The organism is Streptomyces sparsus, from assembly GCF_054776295.1.
Genome location: NZ_BAAHCA010000043.1, coordinates 1 through 15,612 on the forward strand (window position 1 = coordinate 1; position 15,612 = coordinate 15,612).

Annotated in this window: 13 protein-coding genes and 1 pseudogene; 4 read left to right on the top strand and 10 right to left on the bottom strand. The window is 72.0% G+C overall.

The genetic code is table 11. From position 1 onward, the window contains the following. The 3 genes from ACYVE9_RS05165 to ACYVE9_RS05175 all read right to left on the bottom strand — a co-directional run. Nucleotides 1-775 (bottom strand): aldo/keto reductase (locus ACYVE9_RS05165; RefSeq protein WP_461026507.1); only part of this gene is annotated, 775 nt, incomplete at its 3' end. Between the two features lie 118 nt (nucleotides 776-893). Then, nucleotides 894-2,339: an argininosuccinate lyase gene (gene argH / locus ACYVE9_RS05170; protein ID WP_461026508.1), complete on the bottom strand. Its 1,446-nt coding sequence runs from the start codon at nucleotides 2,337-2,339 to the stop codon at nucleotides 894-896. Nucleotides 2,340-2,438: 99 nt separating this feature from the next. Beyond that, nucleotides 2,439-3,635 (bottom strand): argininosuccinate synthase, encoded by a 1,197-nt coding sequence (locus tag ACYVE9_RS05175; protein WP_461026509.1) that lies wholly within the window; start codon nucleotides 3,633-3,635, stop codon nucleotides 2,439-2,441. Between the two features lie 273 nt (nucleotides 3,636-3,908). Here ACYVE9_RS05175 and ACYVE9_RS05180 point away from each other — a divergent pair. Further along, nucleotides 3,909-4,470: pseudogene (locus tag ACYVE9_RS05180) on the top strand (bile acid:sodium symporter family protein); the annotation flags it as partial. 29 nt (nucleotides 4,471-4,499) lie between these two features. On the opposite strand, the gene ACYVE9_RS05185 reads toward ACYVE9_RS05180, so the two are convergent. The 7 genes from ACYVE9_RS05185 to ACYVE9_RS05215 form a co-directional block, all read right to left on the bottom strand. Continuing rightward, nucleotides 4,500-5,027 carry an arginine repressor gene (locus ACYVE9_RS05185; protein WP_461026510.1) on the bottom strand — a complete coding sequence of 176 codons (528 nt, stop codon included), beginning with the start codon at nucleotides 5,025-5,027 and terminating at the stop codon, nucleotides 4,500-4,502. Between the two features lie 2 nt (nucleotides 5,028-5,029). Further along, nucleotides 5,030-6,223, bottom strand: a complete 1,194-nt coding sequence (locus ACYVE9_RS05190) for an acetylornithine transaminase (RefSeq protein WP_461026511.1) — start codon at nucleotides 6,221-6,223, stop codon at nucleotides 5,030-5,032. Next, nucleotides 6,220-7,119 (bottom strand): acetylglutamate kinase, encoded by a 900-nt coding sequence (gene argB, locus ACYVE9_RS05195; RefSeq protein ID WP_461026512.1) that lies wholly within the window; start codon nucleotides 7,117-7,119, stop codon nucleotides 6,220-6,222. Before argB ends, ACYVE9_RS05190 begins: the two co-directional genes overlap by 4 nt. Continuing rightward, entirely contained in the window at nucleotides 7,116-8,267 is a 1,152-nt protein-coding gene (gene argJ, locus ACYVE9_RS05200; protein ID WP_461026513.1) for a bifunctional glutamate N-acetyltransferase/amino-acid acetyltransferase ArgJ, read from the bottom strand. The genes argB and argJ overlap by 4 nt, the downstream gene beginning before the upstream one ends. 121 nt (nucleotides 8,268-8,388) lie before the next feature. Beyond that, on the bottom strand, nucleotides 8,389-9,417 hold the full coding sequence (gene argC, locus ACYVE9_RS05205) for an N-acetyl-gamma-glutamyl-phosphate reductase (protein WP_461026519.1): 1,029 nt from the start codon (nucleotides 9,415-9,417) through the stop codon (nucleotides 8,389-8,391). Nucleotides 9,418-9,622: 205 nt separating this feature from the next. Then, complete coding sequence (locus ACYVE9_RS05210) at nucleotides 9,623-10,489, bottom strand: NAD(P)H-binding protein (RefSeq protein ID WP_461026514.1); 867 nt, start codon at nucleotides 10,487-10,489, stop codon at nucleotides 9,623-9,625. Continuing rightward, complete coding sequence (locus ACYVE9_RS05215; RefSeq protein WP_461026515.1) at nucleotides 10,486-10,932, bottom strand: nuclear transport factor 2 family protein; 447 nt, start codon at nucleotides 10,930-10,932, stop codon at nucleotides 10,486-10,488. The genes ACYVE9_RS05210 and ACYVE9_RS05215 overlap by 4 nt, the downstream gene beginning before the upstream one ends. 136 nt (nucleotides 10,933-11,068) lie before the next feature. Here ACYVE9_RS05215 and ACYVE9_RS05220 point away from each other — a divergent pair, with 136 nt between their 5' ends. The 3 genes from ACYVE9_RS05220 (at nucleotide 11,069) to ACYVE9_RS05230 (ending at nucleotide 15,564) form a co-directional block, all read left to right on the top strand. Then, nucleotides 11,069-11,914, top strand: coding sequence for a helix-turn-helix transcriptional regulator (locus tag ACYVE9_RS05220; RefSeq protein ID WP_461026516.1), 846 nt, complete (start codon nucleotides 11,069-11,071; stop codon nucleotides 11,912-11,914). A 615-nt stretch (nucleotides 11,915-12,529) separates the two neighbouring features. Continuing rightward, nucleotides 12,530-14,242, top strand: coding sequence for an SPFH domain-containing protein (locus ACYVE9_RS05225; RefSeq protein ID WP_461026517.1), 1,713 nt, complete (start codon nucleotides 12,530-12,532; stop codon nucleotides 14,240-14,242). Continuing rightward, nucleotides 14,239-15,564: an SPFH domain-containing protein gene (locus ACYVE9_RS05230; protein WP_461026518.1), complete on the top strand. Its 1,326-nt coding sequence runs from the start codon at nucleotides 14,239-14,241 to the stop codon at nucleotides 15,562-15,564. The genes ACYVE9_RS05225 and ACYVE9_RS05230 overlap by 4 nt, the downstream gene beginning before the upstream one ends. Nucleotides 15,565-15,612: the final 48 nt, after the last annotated feature.

The following is a 15,612-nucleotide window of genomic DNA, read 5'->3' on the forward strand; positions in this document are numbered from 1 at the left end:
CGACTCCCGCCTGCTCGGCGCGCTCGCGCACCGGTTCCGGCGCGGCCGGCCCGGCGAGCCGGCCGTTGGCCAGCGCCTCCTTGACGATCACCGACAGCCCCGCCTCGTGGGCCTCGGCAAGCGCCGGACCGGCGGAGGGCTCCAGCAGGTTGTACGTGGACTGCACGACCTGGAACAGCGGGCGGCCGGCGACCTCGACGCCGAGCGCGGCCCGGATGGTGTCCGCCTGTTCGGGGCCGCTGGTGGAGAACCCGACGGTCACTCCCCGCTCGGCGAGCCGGGCGAGCCGCTCGTGCAGCGCCCGGTCCGCCAGCGCGGGGCTCCGGGGGGTCAGGGAGTGGATCTGGTAGAGGTCGAGCCGCCCGCCCAGCAGGCGGTCGGTCTCCGCCCGCTGCCTGTCGTAGGTGGCCGCGGAGTGGTCCTTCACCTCGTGCGTCTCGGCGTCGACCGCCCAGTCGGCGGTGTAGGTGTAGCCCCACTTGCTGCCCACGACCACGTCGGTCGCCCCGGGCCGGGACCGGAGCCAGTCGGCGAGGAACTCCTCGGCGCGGCCGTAGGAGCGGGCGGTGTCGACGTAGCGCACTCCCGCCGCGTACGCGGCGTCCAGCAGGTCCTCGGTGCGCGCCCGCATGGCCTCCACCGTGCGGACGGCGGGCAGATCCGACTCCCGGCCGAGGTTGAGGTAGCCGGGCCGGCCGACGGCGGCCAGGCCCAGCCCGAGGCGCGCCACGGGATCGGCCGGGTCGGTGACGCCGTCGAGGCGGGAGAAGGGCATCGCGGTACTCCGTGAGCGGCGTGGGCGGGCCCGCCGAGCGCGGCGGGCCCGGCTGTCCCAAGGGGACGGGATCCGGTGGGTGGACGGGACCACCCACCGTACCCACGCGCGGCGGGTGCTACCTCACCTCGTCCGCCCACCGGCGCTGGACCGCGAGATCGGCCTTCACCTCGTCGAGCTGCACGGCCACCGCGGACGGCGCGGTACCGCCGCGGCCGTCGCGAGCCGCGAGCGCGCCCGCGACGTTCAGCACCTCCCGGACCTCCGGGGTGAGGTGCGGCGAGATCTCGGCGAACTGCTCGTCGGTCAGCTCGTCCAGCTCGATCCCGGCCCGCTCGCAGGTCTGCACGCACTCCCCCGCGACCTCGTGCGCCACCCGGAACGGCACCCCCTGCTTGACCAGCCACTCGGCGATGTCGGTGGCCAGCGAGAAACCGGCCGGCGCCACCTCGGCCATGCGCTCGCGGTTGACGGTCAGGGTGGCCATCATGCCGGTGAACGCCGGGAGCAGCACCTCCAGTTGGTCGCAGGAGTCGAAGACCGGCTCCTTGTCCTCCTGGAGGTCGCGGTTGTAGGCGAGGGGCAGCGCCTTGAGTGTGGCCAGCAGCCCCGTCAGGTTGCCGATCAGCCGTCCGGACTTGCCCCGGGCCAGTTCGGCGATGTCCGGGTTCTTCTTCTGCGGCATGATCGACGAGCCGGTGGAGAACGCGTCGTGCAGCGTGACGAAGGAGAACTCCCGGGTGTTCCAGATGATCACCTCTTCGGCGATCTTGGACAGGTCGACGCCGATCATCGCCGTGATGAAGGCGAACTCCGCGACGAAGTCGCGTGCCGCGGTGCCGTCGATGGAGTTCGCCGAGGAGCCGCGCCCGAAGCCGAGCTCCGCCGCGACCGCCCGCGGGTCGAGGCCGAGGGAGGAGCCGGCCAGCGCGCCGGAGCCGTACGGCGACACGGCCGTGCGCTCGTCCCACTGCCGCAGTCGCTCGGCGTCCCGGCCGAGTGCCTGGACGTGCGCGAGCACGTGGTGGGAGAAGAGCACGGGCTGGGCGTGCTGGAGGTGGGTGCGGCCGGGCATCGCGACGTCCGGGTGCGCCTCCGCGAGCGCGACGAGCGCCTCCTGGAGGTCGGTGACCAGGCCGCCGATGATGCGCGCGTGGTCCCGCAGGTACATGCGGAAGAGCGTGGCCACCTGGTCGTTGCGGGAGCGGCCGGCACGCAGCTTGCCGCCCAGGTCCGCGCCGAGGCGCTCCAGCAGGCCGCGTTCGAGGGCGGTGTGCACGTCCTCGTCCGCGACGGTGCCGACGAACGACCCGTCGGCGACGTCCGACTCCAGCCGGTTCAGGCCGTCCAGCATGCGTTCCAGCTCGTCCGCGGTCAGCAGTCCCGCGGTGTGCAGCGCCCGGGCGTGGGCGCGCGAGCCGGCGATGTCGTAGGGCGCGAGCCGCCAGTCGAAGTGCACGGAGGCGCTCAGCCTGGCCAGGGCCTCGGACGGGCCGTCCGCGAAGCGGCCGCCCCACAGCCGTACGTCGCCGCCTTCGCCCGGCTTCTGCGGTCCGTTGCTCATCGCTGTTGTGCTCCTCGTCGGCGTACCGGGGTGTGCCTCCCCGCCACGACTGCGGCGAGGAGGCGGGTGAAGCGTCTGGCAGTGCTGCCGGCGTGCAGGCTACTGGGCCAGGTCACGCTTCGCGGCGATCTTGCTCGACATGCCGAACAGCTCGATGAATCCCTTCGACAGCGACTGGTCGAAGGTGTCCCCGGTGTCGTAGGTCGCGAGGTTGAAGTCGTAGAGCGACTGCTCGGACCGCCGGCCGGTGACCGTCGCCCGGCCGCCGTGCAGCGTCATCCGGATGTCACCGCTGACGTGCTGGTTGGCCTCGTTGATGAAGCCGTCCAGCGCCCGCTTGAGCGGGGAGAACCACAGGCCGTCGTAGACCAGCTCGGTCCACCGCTGCTCCACCTGCCGCTTGTAGCGGGCGAGTTCACGCTCGACGGTGACGTTCTCCAGCTCCTGGTGCGCGGTGATCAGCGCGATGCCGCCCGGCGACTCGTAGACCTCGCGGGACTTGATGCCCACCAGCCGGTCCTCGACCATGTCGATCCGGCCGATGCCCTGGGCGCCGGCCCGCTCGTTGAGCTGCTGGATGGCCTGGAGGACCGTGACCGGCCGGCCGTCGACGGCCACCGGCACACCCTGCTCGAAGGTGACGATCACCTCGTCGGCCTCGCGCGGCTGGGCCGGGTCGGAGGTGTACTCGTAGACGTCCTCGATGGGCGCGTTCCAGATGTCCTCCAGGAAGCCGGTCTCCACGGCCCGCCCGAAGACGTTCTGGTCGATGGAGTAGGGCGACTTCTTGCTGGTCGCGATCGGCAGGCCCTTCTCCTCGCAGAAGGCGATGGCCTTGTCCCGCGTCATCGCGTAGTCCCGGACCGGGGCGATGCAGGTGAGGTCGGGGGCGAGGGAGGAGATGCCGGCCTCGAACCGGACCTGGTCGTTGCCCTTGCCGGTGCAGCCGTGGGCGACGGTGGAGGCGCCGTGCTTCTTCGCCGCCGCGACCAGGTGCTTGACGATGGTCGGCCGCGACAGGGCCGAGACCAGCGGGTAGCGGTCCATGTAGAGGGCGTTCGCCTTGATCGCCGGCAGGCAGTACTCCTCGGCGAACTCGTCCTTGGCGTCGGCGACCTCGGCCTCGACCGCACCGCAGTCGAGCGCGCGCTTGCGGATCACATCGAGGTCCTCGCCGCCCTGACCGACGTCCACGGCGACGGCGACGACCTCGGCTCCGGTCTCCTCGGCGATCCAGCCGATGCAGACGGAGGTGTCCAGGCCACCGGAGTAGGCAAGTACAACGCGCTCGGTCACGGGGGTCTCCTTACGATCCATGCGGTGACAGGTATAAGTATGCACTCCACCGTATGATTCGTCAACGCCCGGTGTTCTCGCAGGTCAGAACGGGCGCGGTCCAGGCCGGCGGGGTATCTCTCCCGGACACGGGGGCCGGCCCCGCCCACGGGTCCAGCGGCGTGCGTGCGCTGGAGCGGCGTGCGGGAAAGCCGACCGGACGCGCGCTGGGAAACCCGGCGGGACGACGGGGCGGTGTTGCGGCGGCGGGTGGTCCCGGCGTTCCCTCAGCCGGTGCGATCCGAACCCGAGAACCACGAAGCCGGAACATCCGTCGCCGACCGGGCCGCCCGGCGCGCCGTGACCCTCTCCCCCGTCCTGGTGCTCACCGCCGGAGCCGTCGGCCTCGCCGCCCCGACGACCTTCGACGGCTGGAGCGTCGCCGTTCCGTACCTGCTCGGCGTCGTCATGTTCACCATGGGGCTGACGCTGACCCCGCCCGACTTCCGCGGTGTGCTGCGGCGGCCGGGGGCGATCGCCGTCGCGGTGCTGGCCCGGTACGCGGTGATGCCCGGACTGGGCTGGCTGATCGCCCACGCCCTGAAACTGCCCGCGCAGTTGGCCGCCGGGGGGGGTGCTCGTGGGCTGCGCGCCGGGCGGGACCGCGTCCGACGTCGTCACCTACCTGACGCGCGGCGACGTGGCACTGTCCGTCTCGGTGACGACCGTCTCAACGTGCCTCGCCCCGCTGGTGGCACCGCCGCTCGCGCTGCTGCTGGCCGGGGAGTTCCTGCCGGTCGACGCCGGCTCGATAGTGGCGGACATTCTCAGGACGGTGCGGCTGCCGGTCCTGGCGCCGTGACCGGGCGGGCGGGGCGGCGGCGATCAGCGGGACTTCTGGGCCAGCCGCAGCAGGTGGTCGGCGAGCGCCTGCCCGCCGTCCGGCGCCCGGCTGATCAGCAGCAGGGTGTCGTCGCCCGCGAGGGTGCCGATGATCTCGTAAATCTCCGCCTGGTCGACGGCCGACGCGAAGAACTGCGCCGCGCCGGGCGGGGTGCGCAGCACCACCAGATTGGCGGACGCCTCCGCGGAGATGAGCAGTTCGCCGGCGAGCCGGGCCATCCGCGCCTCGCTCGCCGACTCCCCCATCGGCGCCTTCGGCGTGCGGTCACCGCCCTCGCCGGGCACCGCGTAGATCAACTCCCCCCCGGAGTTACGGATCTTGACGGCACCGAGTTCGTCGAGGTCCCGGGAGAGCGTCGCCTGGGTGACCGTCAGCCCGTCGTCGGCCAGCAGCTTGGCCAACTGGCTCTGGGAGCGCACCGGAAGCCGGTTGAGGATGTCCACGATCCGGCGGTGCCGGGCCGTCCGCGTCTGCGGGACGGCCTGGCCACCGTGCTGCTCCTCGGTCATCGTCACTCTCCGGCTCGTCGGGTTCCGTCTGCGGAGTCGAGCACGGCCGGCAGGGCCCGCACGAACGAGTCCGCCTCCCGTTCGCCGAGGATCAGCGGCGGCGCGAGCCGGACGACGTCCGGCACTGCCGCGTTCACCAGGAAACCCGCCTCCTGAGCCGCCTGCTGCACCTGCGCGGCGACCGGCTCGGTGAGCACGATACCCAGCAGCAGGCCCGAGCCGCGGACCTGGTCGATCAGCGGGTGGCCGAGCGCCCACACCCCGTCCCGGAGGCGGCCTCCGACCCGCTTGACGTGGTCCAGCAGCCCGTCGCCCTCGATCGTGTCCAGCACCGCCAGCGCGGCGGCGCAGGACACCGGGTTGCCGCCGAAGGTGGAACCGTGGTGGCCGGGCGAGAGCAGCCGTGCCGCGTCACCGAACGCCATGGTGGCGCCGATCGGCAGGCCGGCGCCCAGCCCCTTGGCGAGGGTGACCAGGTCGGGTTCGACACCTTCGGCCTGGTGCGCGAACCAGTGGCCGGTCCGGCCGATGCCGGTCTGCACCTCGTCGAAGGCCAGCAGCGCGCCGGCCGCCGTGGTGATCTCCCGGGCCGCCGCCAGATAGCCGGCAGGCGGCACCACGACGCCGTTCTCCCCCTGCACGGGCTCCAGCATCACCAGCGCCGTCCGGTCGGTGACCGCCGCGCGCAGTGCCTCGGTGTCGCCGTAGGGCACGTGAGTCACGTCGCCGGGCAGCGGCTGGAAGGGATCACGCTTGGCGGGCTGACCGGTGAGGGCGAGCGAGCCCATGGTCCGGCCGTGGAAGCCGCCCGCGGCGGCCACCATGTGGGTACGGCCGGTCAGGCGGCCGATCTTCACCGCCGCTTCGACGGCCTCGGCCCCTGAGTTGCAGAAGTAGACCCCGCCGTCCCGCCCGGCGAGGGCGAGCAGCCGCTCGGCCAGCGCCACCGGGGGCTCGGCGACGAACAGGTTGGAGACGTGGCCGAGCGTCGCGATCTGGTCGGAGACGGCCCGCACGACGGCCGGGTGCCCGGTGCCGAGCGAGTTGACCGCGATGCCGCCGAGCAGGTCCAGGTACTCCTTGCCGTCGGCGTCCCACAGCCTGGCGCCCTCGCCGTGGGTCAGCGGCAGCCGCGGCGTGCCGTAGTTGTCCATCAGCGCGCCCTGCCAGCGCTGGGTCAGGATCCGGTTGCTCATGCGGGCTCCCCCTCGTCCGGCACGACCATGGTGCCGATTCCCTCGTCGGTGAAGATCTCCAGCAGGATGGAGTGCTGCACCCGGCCGTCGATCACGCGGGCGGTGTGCACGCCGTTGCGGACCGCGTGCAGGCAGCCCTCCATCTTGGGCACCATGCCGCTGGCCAGGTCCGGCAGCAGCTTCTCCAGCTGGCTGACGGTGAGCCGGCTGATCACGTCGTCGCTGCTCGGCCAGTCCGCGTACAGGCCCTCCACGTCGGTGAGCACCATCAGCGTCTCCGCGTCCAGCGCGGCGGCGAGCGCGGCCGCCGCGGTGTCGGCGTTGACGTTGTAGACGTGGGTGCCGTCCTCGCTGCGCGCGATGGACGAGACGACGGGGATGCGGCCGTCGTCCAGCAGCGCCTGGATCGCGCCGGTGTCGACCGCGGTGATGTCGCCGACCCGGCCGATGTCGACCCGCTCACCGTCGATGTCGGCGTACCGCTGGACCGCCGTCAGCGTCCGGGCGTCCTCGCCGGTCATGCCGACCGCCCACGGACCGTGCTGGTTGAGCAGTCCGACCAGGTCGCGCTGCACCTGCCCGGCAAGGACCATGCGCACCACGTCCATCGTCTCCGGCGTGGTGACGCGCAGGCCCGCCTTGAACTCGGAGACCAGGCCGAGCTTGTCGAGCTGGGCGCTGATCTGCGGACCGCCGCCGTGCACCACCACCGGGCGCAGCCCGGCGTGCCGCAGGAAGACGACGTCCTGGGCGAAGGCCGCCTTCAGTTCCTCGTCGACCATGGCGTTGCCGCCGAACTTGATGACCACCGTCTTGCCGTGGTGCCGGGTCAGCCAGGGCAGTGCCTCGATGAGCGTGCGGGCCTTCGGCAGCGCGGTGTGCTTGCGGGCGGTCATGACGAGTACGCGCTGTTCTCGTGGACGTAGTCGGCGGTCAGGTCGTTCGTCCAGATGACGGCCGACTCCTCGCCCGCCGCCAGGTCGGCGGTGATACGGACCTCCCGGTAGCGCATGTCGACCAGGTCTCGGTCCTCTCCGACGCTGCCGTCCCGGCAGACCCAGACGCCGTTGATGGCGACGGACAGCCGGTCCGGTTCGAAGACCGCGGAGGTCGTGCCGATGGCGGACAGCACCCGGCCCCAGTTGGGGTCCTCGCCGTGCAGCGCGCACTTGAGCAGGTTGTTCCGGGCGATGGACCGGCCGACCTCGACGGCGTCGTCCTCGCTGGCCGCGCCGACCACCTCGATGCGCACGTCCTTCGAGGCGCCCTCGGCGTCCCTGATCAGCTGCTGGGCGAGGTCGTCGCAGACCTCGCGCACCGCCTCGGTGAACTCCTCGGGCGCGGGTGTGGTCCCCGCCGCACCGGACGCGAGCAGCAGCACGGTGTCGTTGGTGGACATGCAGCCGTCGGAGTCGATGCGGTCGAAGGTGGTGCGGGTCGCGGCCCGCAGCGCCTTGTCCAGTTCCGCCGCGGGCACGTCGGCGTCGGTGGTGAGCACCACCAGCATGGTGGCGAGGCCGGGGGCGAGCATTCCGGCGCCCTTGGCCATGCCGCCGACCGTCCAGCCGTCCCTGCGGGCCGCGGCGGTCTTGTGTACGGAGTCGGTGGTCTTGATGGCGACGGCCGCGTCCGTGCCACCGTCCTCCGACAGCCGGCGGGCGGCCTCGTCGACGCCCGGGAGCAGCTTGTCCATCGGCAGCCGGATGCCGATCAGCCCGGTGGAGGCGACGGCGACCTCGGCGGCGCTGCCGCCCAGTACGGCGGCGACGTGCTCCGCGGTGGCGTGCGTGTCCTGGAACCCGAGCGGCCCTGTGCAGGCGTTGGCCCCGCCGGAGTTGAGGACCACGGCCGACACCTGCCCGCCGCCGACCACCTGCTCGGACCACAGCACCGGCGCCGCCTTGACCCGGTTGGAGGTGAACACACCCGCCGCGGCCAGTCGCGGCCCCCGGTTGACCACCAGGGCCAGGTCCGGATTGCCGTTCTCCTTGATCCCGGCTGCGATGCCCGCAGCCGTGAACCCCTTCGCCGCTGTCACGCTCACTGCGTCTCCTCGTGTGCTTCTGCGTCGGCGCCGCGAGGCGGCCCGAACGTCTGCGTCGGTTGGCCGTTCGGCGCGCTCGGCGCGCTCCCGGACGCCGGCGGACCTGCGGTGCTCGCCGGGCTCACGGGGCGATCCCCGACGCGGGCAGTCCGAGCCCTTCGGCGAATCCGCAGGCGATGTTCATGCTCTGCACCGCACCGCCCGCGGTGCCCTTCGTCAGGTTGTCGATGGCCGCGATGACCACGATGCGGCCGGCGGTCTCGTCCAGCGCCACCTGGAGCAGGGCCACGTTCGAGCCGTACACCGAGCCGGTGGACGGCCAGCTGCCCTCCGGCAGCAGCCGCACGAACGGTTCCCCGTCCAGCGCCTTGCCGTACGCGGCGCGCAGTTCCCCAGCGCCCACCCCGGGCCTGGCCTTCGCGCTGCACGTCGCCAGGATGCCGCGCGGCATCGGCGCGAGCGTCGGCGTGAAGGAGACGCTGACCGGCTCGCCGGCCACCGCGGACAGGTTCTGGATCATCTCCGGCGTGTGCCGGTGCGCACCGCCGACACCGTACGGGCTCATCGAGCCCATCACCTCGCTGCCCAGCAGGTGCGGCTTCAGTGCCTTGCCCGCCCCCGAGGTGCCGGACGCCGCGACGATCACGGCCTCGGGCTCCGCCAGCCCCGCCGCGTAGGCGGGGAACAGCGCCAGCGAGACGGCCGTCGGATAGCACCCGGGGACCGCCACCCGGCGCGAACCGCGCAACGCCTCGCGCGCCCCGGGCAGCTCGGGCAGGCCGTAGGGCCAGGTGCCGGCGTGCGGGGTGTCGTAGTAGCGGGACCAGTCCGCGGAGTCGGCCAGCCGGAAGTCGGCTCCGCAGTCGATCACCAGCACCTCGTCGCCGAGCTGCTCGGCGACGGCTGCCGACTGGCCGTGCGGCAGCGCGAGAAAGACCACGTCGTGCCCGGCCAGCACCGACACCTCGGTGGGCTGGAGCACCCGGCCGGCCAGCGGCCCCAGGTGCGGTTGCAGGGCGCCGAGCGGCTGCCCCGCGTTCGAGTTGCCGGTCAGCGCGCCGATCTCGACCTCGGGGTGCTGGAGCAGCAGACGCAGGAGTTCGCCTCCCGCGTACCCGCTCGCCCCGGCCACTGCCACACGTACCGCCACCATCGGTGCCTCCTCGTCGATGGCATGACTATACGAAGCTAGACAGTTTTATGCAATCAGTATGCGATCGGACCCGGGCCTCGGGGTGTGACTTTGCGCGCCAGTTGTTGAGTTACCAGTTGATCTGGCGGGTTGAGCACGATGGGCGGCCGAGCACGAGCTGGCCCAGGGAGGGAGTTCACGCCGGGGCCAGCACAGGTGTCGGTCAGTCTTCGGGGGTCCCGGCGTTCGCCCACCGGGGTGCGTGGTCCTGGACGAACTCGGCGAAGGCGCGGGGCGGGCGGCCGGTCAGGTCCAGCACCGCGGTGCTGATCTGGTCGTCCCGGCCGGCTTGGATGCCGGCGTCGACGGCGGCGAGGGCGGTCGCGAAGGCGTCCGGCATGCCGGACGCACGGTAGGTGTCCGCCTGCTCAGCGACCCCCACGGGCACGATCCGGATCGGCCGGCCGGTGTGGACGGTGATGGTCTGTGCCGCGTCCTGGTAACTCAGCGCCTTCGGCCCGGTGAGGAGGTAGTCACGCCGGTCGTCGGGGTGGCCGTCGGGTTCGGTCAGTAGCACGGCGGCCACCGCCGCGATGTCTCGAGCGTCGATCCAGCCCACCCGGCCGGTTCCGGCGGCGGTGCGGATCTCACCGCGTCGCCGGATCCGCTCACCCAGCGGGTGGGGGGCCAAGAAGTTCTGCATGAACCCGGAGGGGCGCAGCACCACCCATCCGGGCCGGGCCCGCACGTGCGCGGCCAGTCCCAGCGCGCTGGCGGCCCCGGGCAGCACGATGGCGGAGCCGAGCAGCACCACCCGGCGCACGCCGAGTCGTTCGGCCTCGGCCAGGAACGGTTCGACAAGCGGCATCGGATCTGTGGTGTCCACCGGAGGCACCAGGTAGACCCGGTCCATCCCGTGCAACGCGGCCGGGTGGGTGGCCGAATCGCTCCAGTCGAACCGAACCGCGTCCGGGGCGTCGGCCGGTGGGTTGCGGCTTGCCACCCGGACCGGCACACCGCTTTTGCGGAGCAGTTCGGCCAGGGTGCTTCCCGTCTTCCCGGTGCCGCCGGTGATCAGCACGCCGGTCATCGGGTGGCCTGCGAGCGCAGCGAGCCGAGTAGTTCGGGCAGCGTGCCGGCCGCTGAGGCGGCCGCCAGCGGGTTCCAGTAGTCCCTATATCGGGTGATCAGGCCCTGGTGGGTGGTGAGCACCGTGATGTAGTCCAACTGGTACGGCTCATCGGTGGCCACCGTGCGGCCGCGCGCGGCGAACTCCACCACGATGGTGTCCGGCTGGTCCGTGTGGCGCACGGTGAGGGTCGGGATCGCCTGCACGTCCATCAGGTCCGGGTAGCCGGCCAGATAGCCCCGGACGGCCTCACGTCCGGTCAACAGCCTCGGTGAGGCCCCTTCGGCGAAGGGGAACTCGGCGGTGCCGTACTCCGCCCACAGATCGGCGACGGCATCCATGTCCTTGGCCAGCAGCAGCTCCAGCAGCCGGCGAAAGATCTCTTCGGAAGTGCGTGGTGACACGGTGATTCTCCAGCGTTCTGCAGGACGGTGTGACCGCCCCAGAGTGGGCGCACGAGGCAGTGCCGTGGAACGCACCAGTGAGCCCCGGACCACTGGTCCGTGGCTGAGCCGAGTGCCGTTGTGCCAACCTGGCCGGGTGAGCAGAGCAGAACTGGCTGACTTCCTGCGCCGTCGACGGGAGGCGCTGCGCCCGACCCAGATGCCGGCCACGGCTGTCCACCCACCCGGCCTGCGTGCCCGCCGCACCCCCGGGCTGCGGCGGGAAGAGGTGGCCGCCCTGGCCGGGGTGTCCACGAGCTACTACGAGCGACTGGAGCAGGCCCGCGCGCCGCGTCCGTCGCCGCAGGTGCTGTCCGCGCTGGGCACGGCACTGCGCCTCACCGACACAGAGCGCGAGCACCTGGCACGGCTGACCGGGCAGATCCCGCCCAGTACGGACGCCGATCGCGCGCCGGTGCCTGCCGACGCACGCCGGCTGCTGCATCGGCTCGGGCCGATTCCCGCCTATGTGGTGAACGATGTGGAAGACATCGTGGCCTGGAACGCTGCGGCGGTCGCGTTGATCACCGACTTCGCCCAGTTACCCGTCCACGAGCGCAACACCGTGCGCCTCGCCATCCGGCTGGGCGGCACCCTCTGCTCGGCACCCGTCGGCGCGGAAGGCGACTTCGCCCGGCACTCCGCCGCCCACCTGCGCGCGGCCGGCGCCCGCCACCCGGCGGACCGTGCGCTGGGCGAACTGGTCAACGAGTACGCCGCGCACAACCCGGACTTCGTCGCCGGCTGGCGCAGCCACGACGTGCACCCTCGGCCGACACTGCGCAAACGCCTGCATCATCCCGAACTCGGCGAGCTGGAACTGGACCGTCAAACCCTGCTCATGCCCGGTACCAGCCTGCGGCTGGTGCTCTACACCGCAGATCCCGGCAGCCGGAGCGCCACCGCACTGGCCCAGCTGGGCCCTCCCGACGCGGCGCCGTGACCGTTGGCCCGGGCCAGGTGGGGCGGTAACGCCCCTGTCCACGAACGTCGGGAGCCTGCTGGTGCCTGTGCCGGTCGCCTTCGGCCTGGGCGAGCTCGTCTCCTCGGCCGCCGGCGGCTCCTGGTTGTGGGGCGCCTGACTCGGCGCCGGCCTCCCAGCTCGGGCCACGGGGGCACGGATTAGGACACGCGGGAGAGAACGACCGCGCACCGATCGCCCCGGTCGGCTCCTGAGTGGCCGCCGCGGGTACCGGCCTGCGCCGCGGCGGACGACCGGACGACCGGGTCGGTCGGGACCAAGGACGTTGCCCACGGCGGTACTTGCTCACCACGTGAGTGCCGCCCCGTCGGAGGGGACCGGGTTCGGCGGCCCTCCCCTCTCCGCTCGGCCCCGCGGCGCGGAGGCAGCCCCTGACGCCCGGAGCGGCGCTACCGCGGTACTCATCGGTATGGTCACGACCGACGGAGCCGCCCGGTCGGTCCTGTCCCCTCTGCCCCCTGTGGTGTGGGATGGCTGGAACCAGGCACACGTTCAGGAGCGCACAGGGCACCCGGCCCGTAGCACGGGCCAGGCCGGCGAACACGAGCACGAGATCAGTGAGGAAAAGGGGGAACGATGGCACAAGCGAAGGCGCAGAGCCTACGGAGGGTGGCCTCAGCGGTGGCCTCCGGTGCCGAGCCCCGGCAGGTGGCCGAGGAGGAGTTCCGGCGGCGCACGGGGCGGTCGACCGGTCGGCCGCAGAGCCGGGGCGAGACCGGCGAGGGGCGCGACGACGGCGACGAGGAGTCGTCCGCGCTGGAGGAAGAAGGCATGGACCCGGCCGACTTCCCGGCCGCGAGGGAACAGGGCGGCTCCATCGCCACGGTCATGGCGCAGAAGACCGTCTCCCTCGACGAGGCCGGCGAGGCGCTCAACCGGAGCGAGCAGCAGCGTGAGGGCGGCGAGCAGGTCCACGCGATCTGCCCGATGGTGCTCCCGAAGGGCCGCTCGTTCCTGAGCATGCTCCCGGTGCTGTCGCTGCTCGTCCTGGGCGCGGTGGGCACCGCGGTCGTGTCGACGGTGGACGACTCCCCGCTGACCAACCCGCTCTTCGGGCTGCACTACTGGATCATCGCCGTGGTCGCGGTCGCCTTCGTGTGGTGGCGGCAGGGCATGGTGATGGTCCCGGACGGCTGCCAGGCGCTGATCACGCGCTTCGGGAAGCTGGAGAAGGTCGTCGGCCCCGGCCGGGTGATCCTGATCAGCCCGTGGAAGCGGGTCTCGTACATCCTCAACACCACCCGCGAGTACCCGTTCAACGCGCCGGTGCGCGAGGCGCCGACCAAGGGCGGCGTGAAGGCCTCGATCGACCTGTTCATCCAGTTCCGGATCAGCGACGCGACCGAGTTCGTCTACACGCTCGGTGCGGTGCGCGGCTTCGAGGAGAAGCTGAGCAACGCGGTGAGCGAGACGATCCGCAGCCTCATCTACGAGCAGGAGGCCGCCGGCATCTACGACATGGTCGGCGAGGACACCGGCCGGCTCCTCGAGCAGCTGAACCAGCAGTTCCGGCCCGCGGTCGAGCTGACCAACGCCAACATCACGCATGCGGAGCCGTCCGACCGCAACTACCGGATGGACCTGGCCGCCCCGGAGATGGTGCGGATGGCGAAGGAGGCGTACACCCACGAGTACGCGCTGATGCTCCGCAAGGAGCAGGACGAGGGTGACCTGAGCAAGGAACTGGCGACCAGCCACGAGACGCTCTCGGCGATCCACGCCGACATCGCCCAGTACCAGGCCCAGATGGACACCGCCGTGGAGCGCGAGACCAACCGCGCCCAGGCCCTCGCCCGCCAGCGCTACGTACAGGCCGAGTCCGAGGCGAAGGCCAACGCTGCACTGCTGGAGGCACAGGCCCTCGACATCCGCGCGGTCACCGCGGCCGAGGCCCCCGAGATCCTGGAGTACCGCTACCAGCAGCAGATCCTCGACACCCTTGAGCAGGTCGCCGACCACCTGCCGCGCCTCGTCCGCATCGGCGGCTCGGCGGACAACAACGGCGCCGCCGGGATCGACTTCCTCCAGCTGGCCCGGGAGATGGTCGGCGGGGGCGGTGAGGAGCTGTTCAGCGAGGCGGACATGGCCGCCATGCGCGGGCAGCTCGCCGCGATCGGCGATCGTATCGCCGGACGCGAGGACGAGATCGTGGTGCTGCTCGAAGCCGAACGGCCCACCGTGCCGTCGGCCGACGGGGGAGCGCCGACGGGTGCCTCGACCCGCCAGGAGACCGCCGAGCAGGCGAAGGCGTCCGAGGTTCCCGACTTCTCCGAGGAGGCCGGTCAGTGAGTACCGCACGTTCGAACCGCAGGTCGGTCATCTCCGAAGCGGTCGCGCCCTGGAGCGACATCGCCCAGTTGCTGCGCGGCGGCGAGGCCGGCACGCTGATCCCGGTCATCATCCCCCGCCACCGACGCAGGCTGTGGTGGATGCTGCCCCTGTGGCTCGGCCTGTTCGCGCTGCTCACGGGCATGATGCTGTCGCTGCGCGGGGCGGACTCCGACGGCGCGGCGGACCTCGCCTACGGCACACTCGCCGGGCTCGCCTACGCGGCCGGGGCTCTGCTCCTGATCATCGGCGCGCTGTGGTGGTGGCGCTCCTCGATCGTCGAGATCGAGCAGGGCACCAACGGTGTCCTGACCCGCTACGGCGCGGTCACCCGCACCCTGGACGCCGGCCGCCACTACCTCTGGCACCCCTGGTCGAGGGTGGACTTCGTGGTCGACACGGCCACCGAGATCCCGTACTCCGCCCCGGTGATGGCCTGCCCGACGCAGGAGAACGTCCCGCTGCGTTCGATCGAGTTCTTCCTGAAGTTCCGCATCACGGACGCGGTCCGGTTCGTTCGCACGATCGGCGCGGGCAACTTCGACCTGGTCCTGTCCAGTGCCGTCCAGGACGCCATCCGCCAGCGCGCCCGCAAGATGCGCACCGAGCGGGCGTACGACCTGCGCGGCTCGGACGTGGCCGACATGCAGGAGCTGCTCAACCGGCAGCTGGAGCGCTACGGCGTGCGCATCACCGGCTCCAACATCCCGGACGTCCAGTTGCCGACGCAGTACCAGCAGCACCTGGCGACCAGGGAGCGGGTCGCCAAGGAGCGCACGGCGTACGAGCAGGAGTGGGGGCTGACCCGCAAGCGCCGTATCGACAGCCTCGGCATGGACATCGAGCGGGCCAAGAAGGTGCGCGACGCGCGCATCGTCGAGGTGAGGGCCGCGCTCAACAACGCCCGCGAACAGGTCGCCCAGCTGCTGGAGGAGCAGGAGACCAACGCCCAGCGGGTCCGTTTCGAGATCGAGACCCGTGGTCGCAGCGGCCTGATCTCCGCCGAGAACGAGGCCCGTGCCCAGCGCGCTCTCGCCAAGGCGTACCGCGACAACCGCGCGGTGCTCCAGTACGAGCTGGCCCGCCGCCGCCTCGAAGTGGGTGCGGAACTGGCGTCGAAGGCACCGCAGCCGGTGGTCGTACGCACCGACGGCGGCAGCGGTGACACCTCGGCGCTCTCGACGCTGCTCGCCGCGCAGCTGCTGCCGCGCATGACGTCGCTGCCCGAGGCTCCGGCACGGCACTCCGGCGCCGGGCAGCCGACCGGGGACGACGACGCCTGAGGCGTCACCCGCCCTGCTCAGCCCGGCGGCTCCCGGCTCCGAACTCTC

Coding starts and splice junctions, on each gene's coding strand:
- ACYVE9_RS05225 (WP_461026517.1), top strand. CDS start 12,530: ATGGCACAAGCGAAGGCGCAGAGCCTACGGAGGGTGGCCTCAGCGGTG.
- ACYVE9_RS05210 (WP_461026514.1), bottom strand. CDS start 10,489: ATGACCGGCGTGCTGATCACCGGCGGCACCGGGAAGACGGGAAGCACC.
- argH (WP_461026508.1), bottom strand. CDS start 2,339: ATGAGCAACGGACCGCAGAAGCCGGGCGAAGGCGGCGACGTACGGCTG.
- argB (WP_461026512.1), bottom strand. CDS start 7,119: ATGACCGCCCGCAAGCACACCGCGCTGCCGAAGGCCCGCACGCTCATC.
- ACYVE9_RS05190 (WP_461026511.1), bottom strand. CDS start 6,223: ATGAGCAACCGGATCCTGACCCAGCGCTGGCAGGGCGCGCTGATGGAC.
- ACYVE9_RS05185 (WP_461026510.1), bottom strand. CDS start 5,027: ATGACCGAGGAGCAGCACGGTGGCCAGGCCGTCCCGCAGACGCGGACG.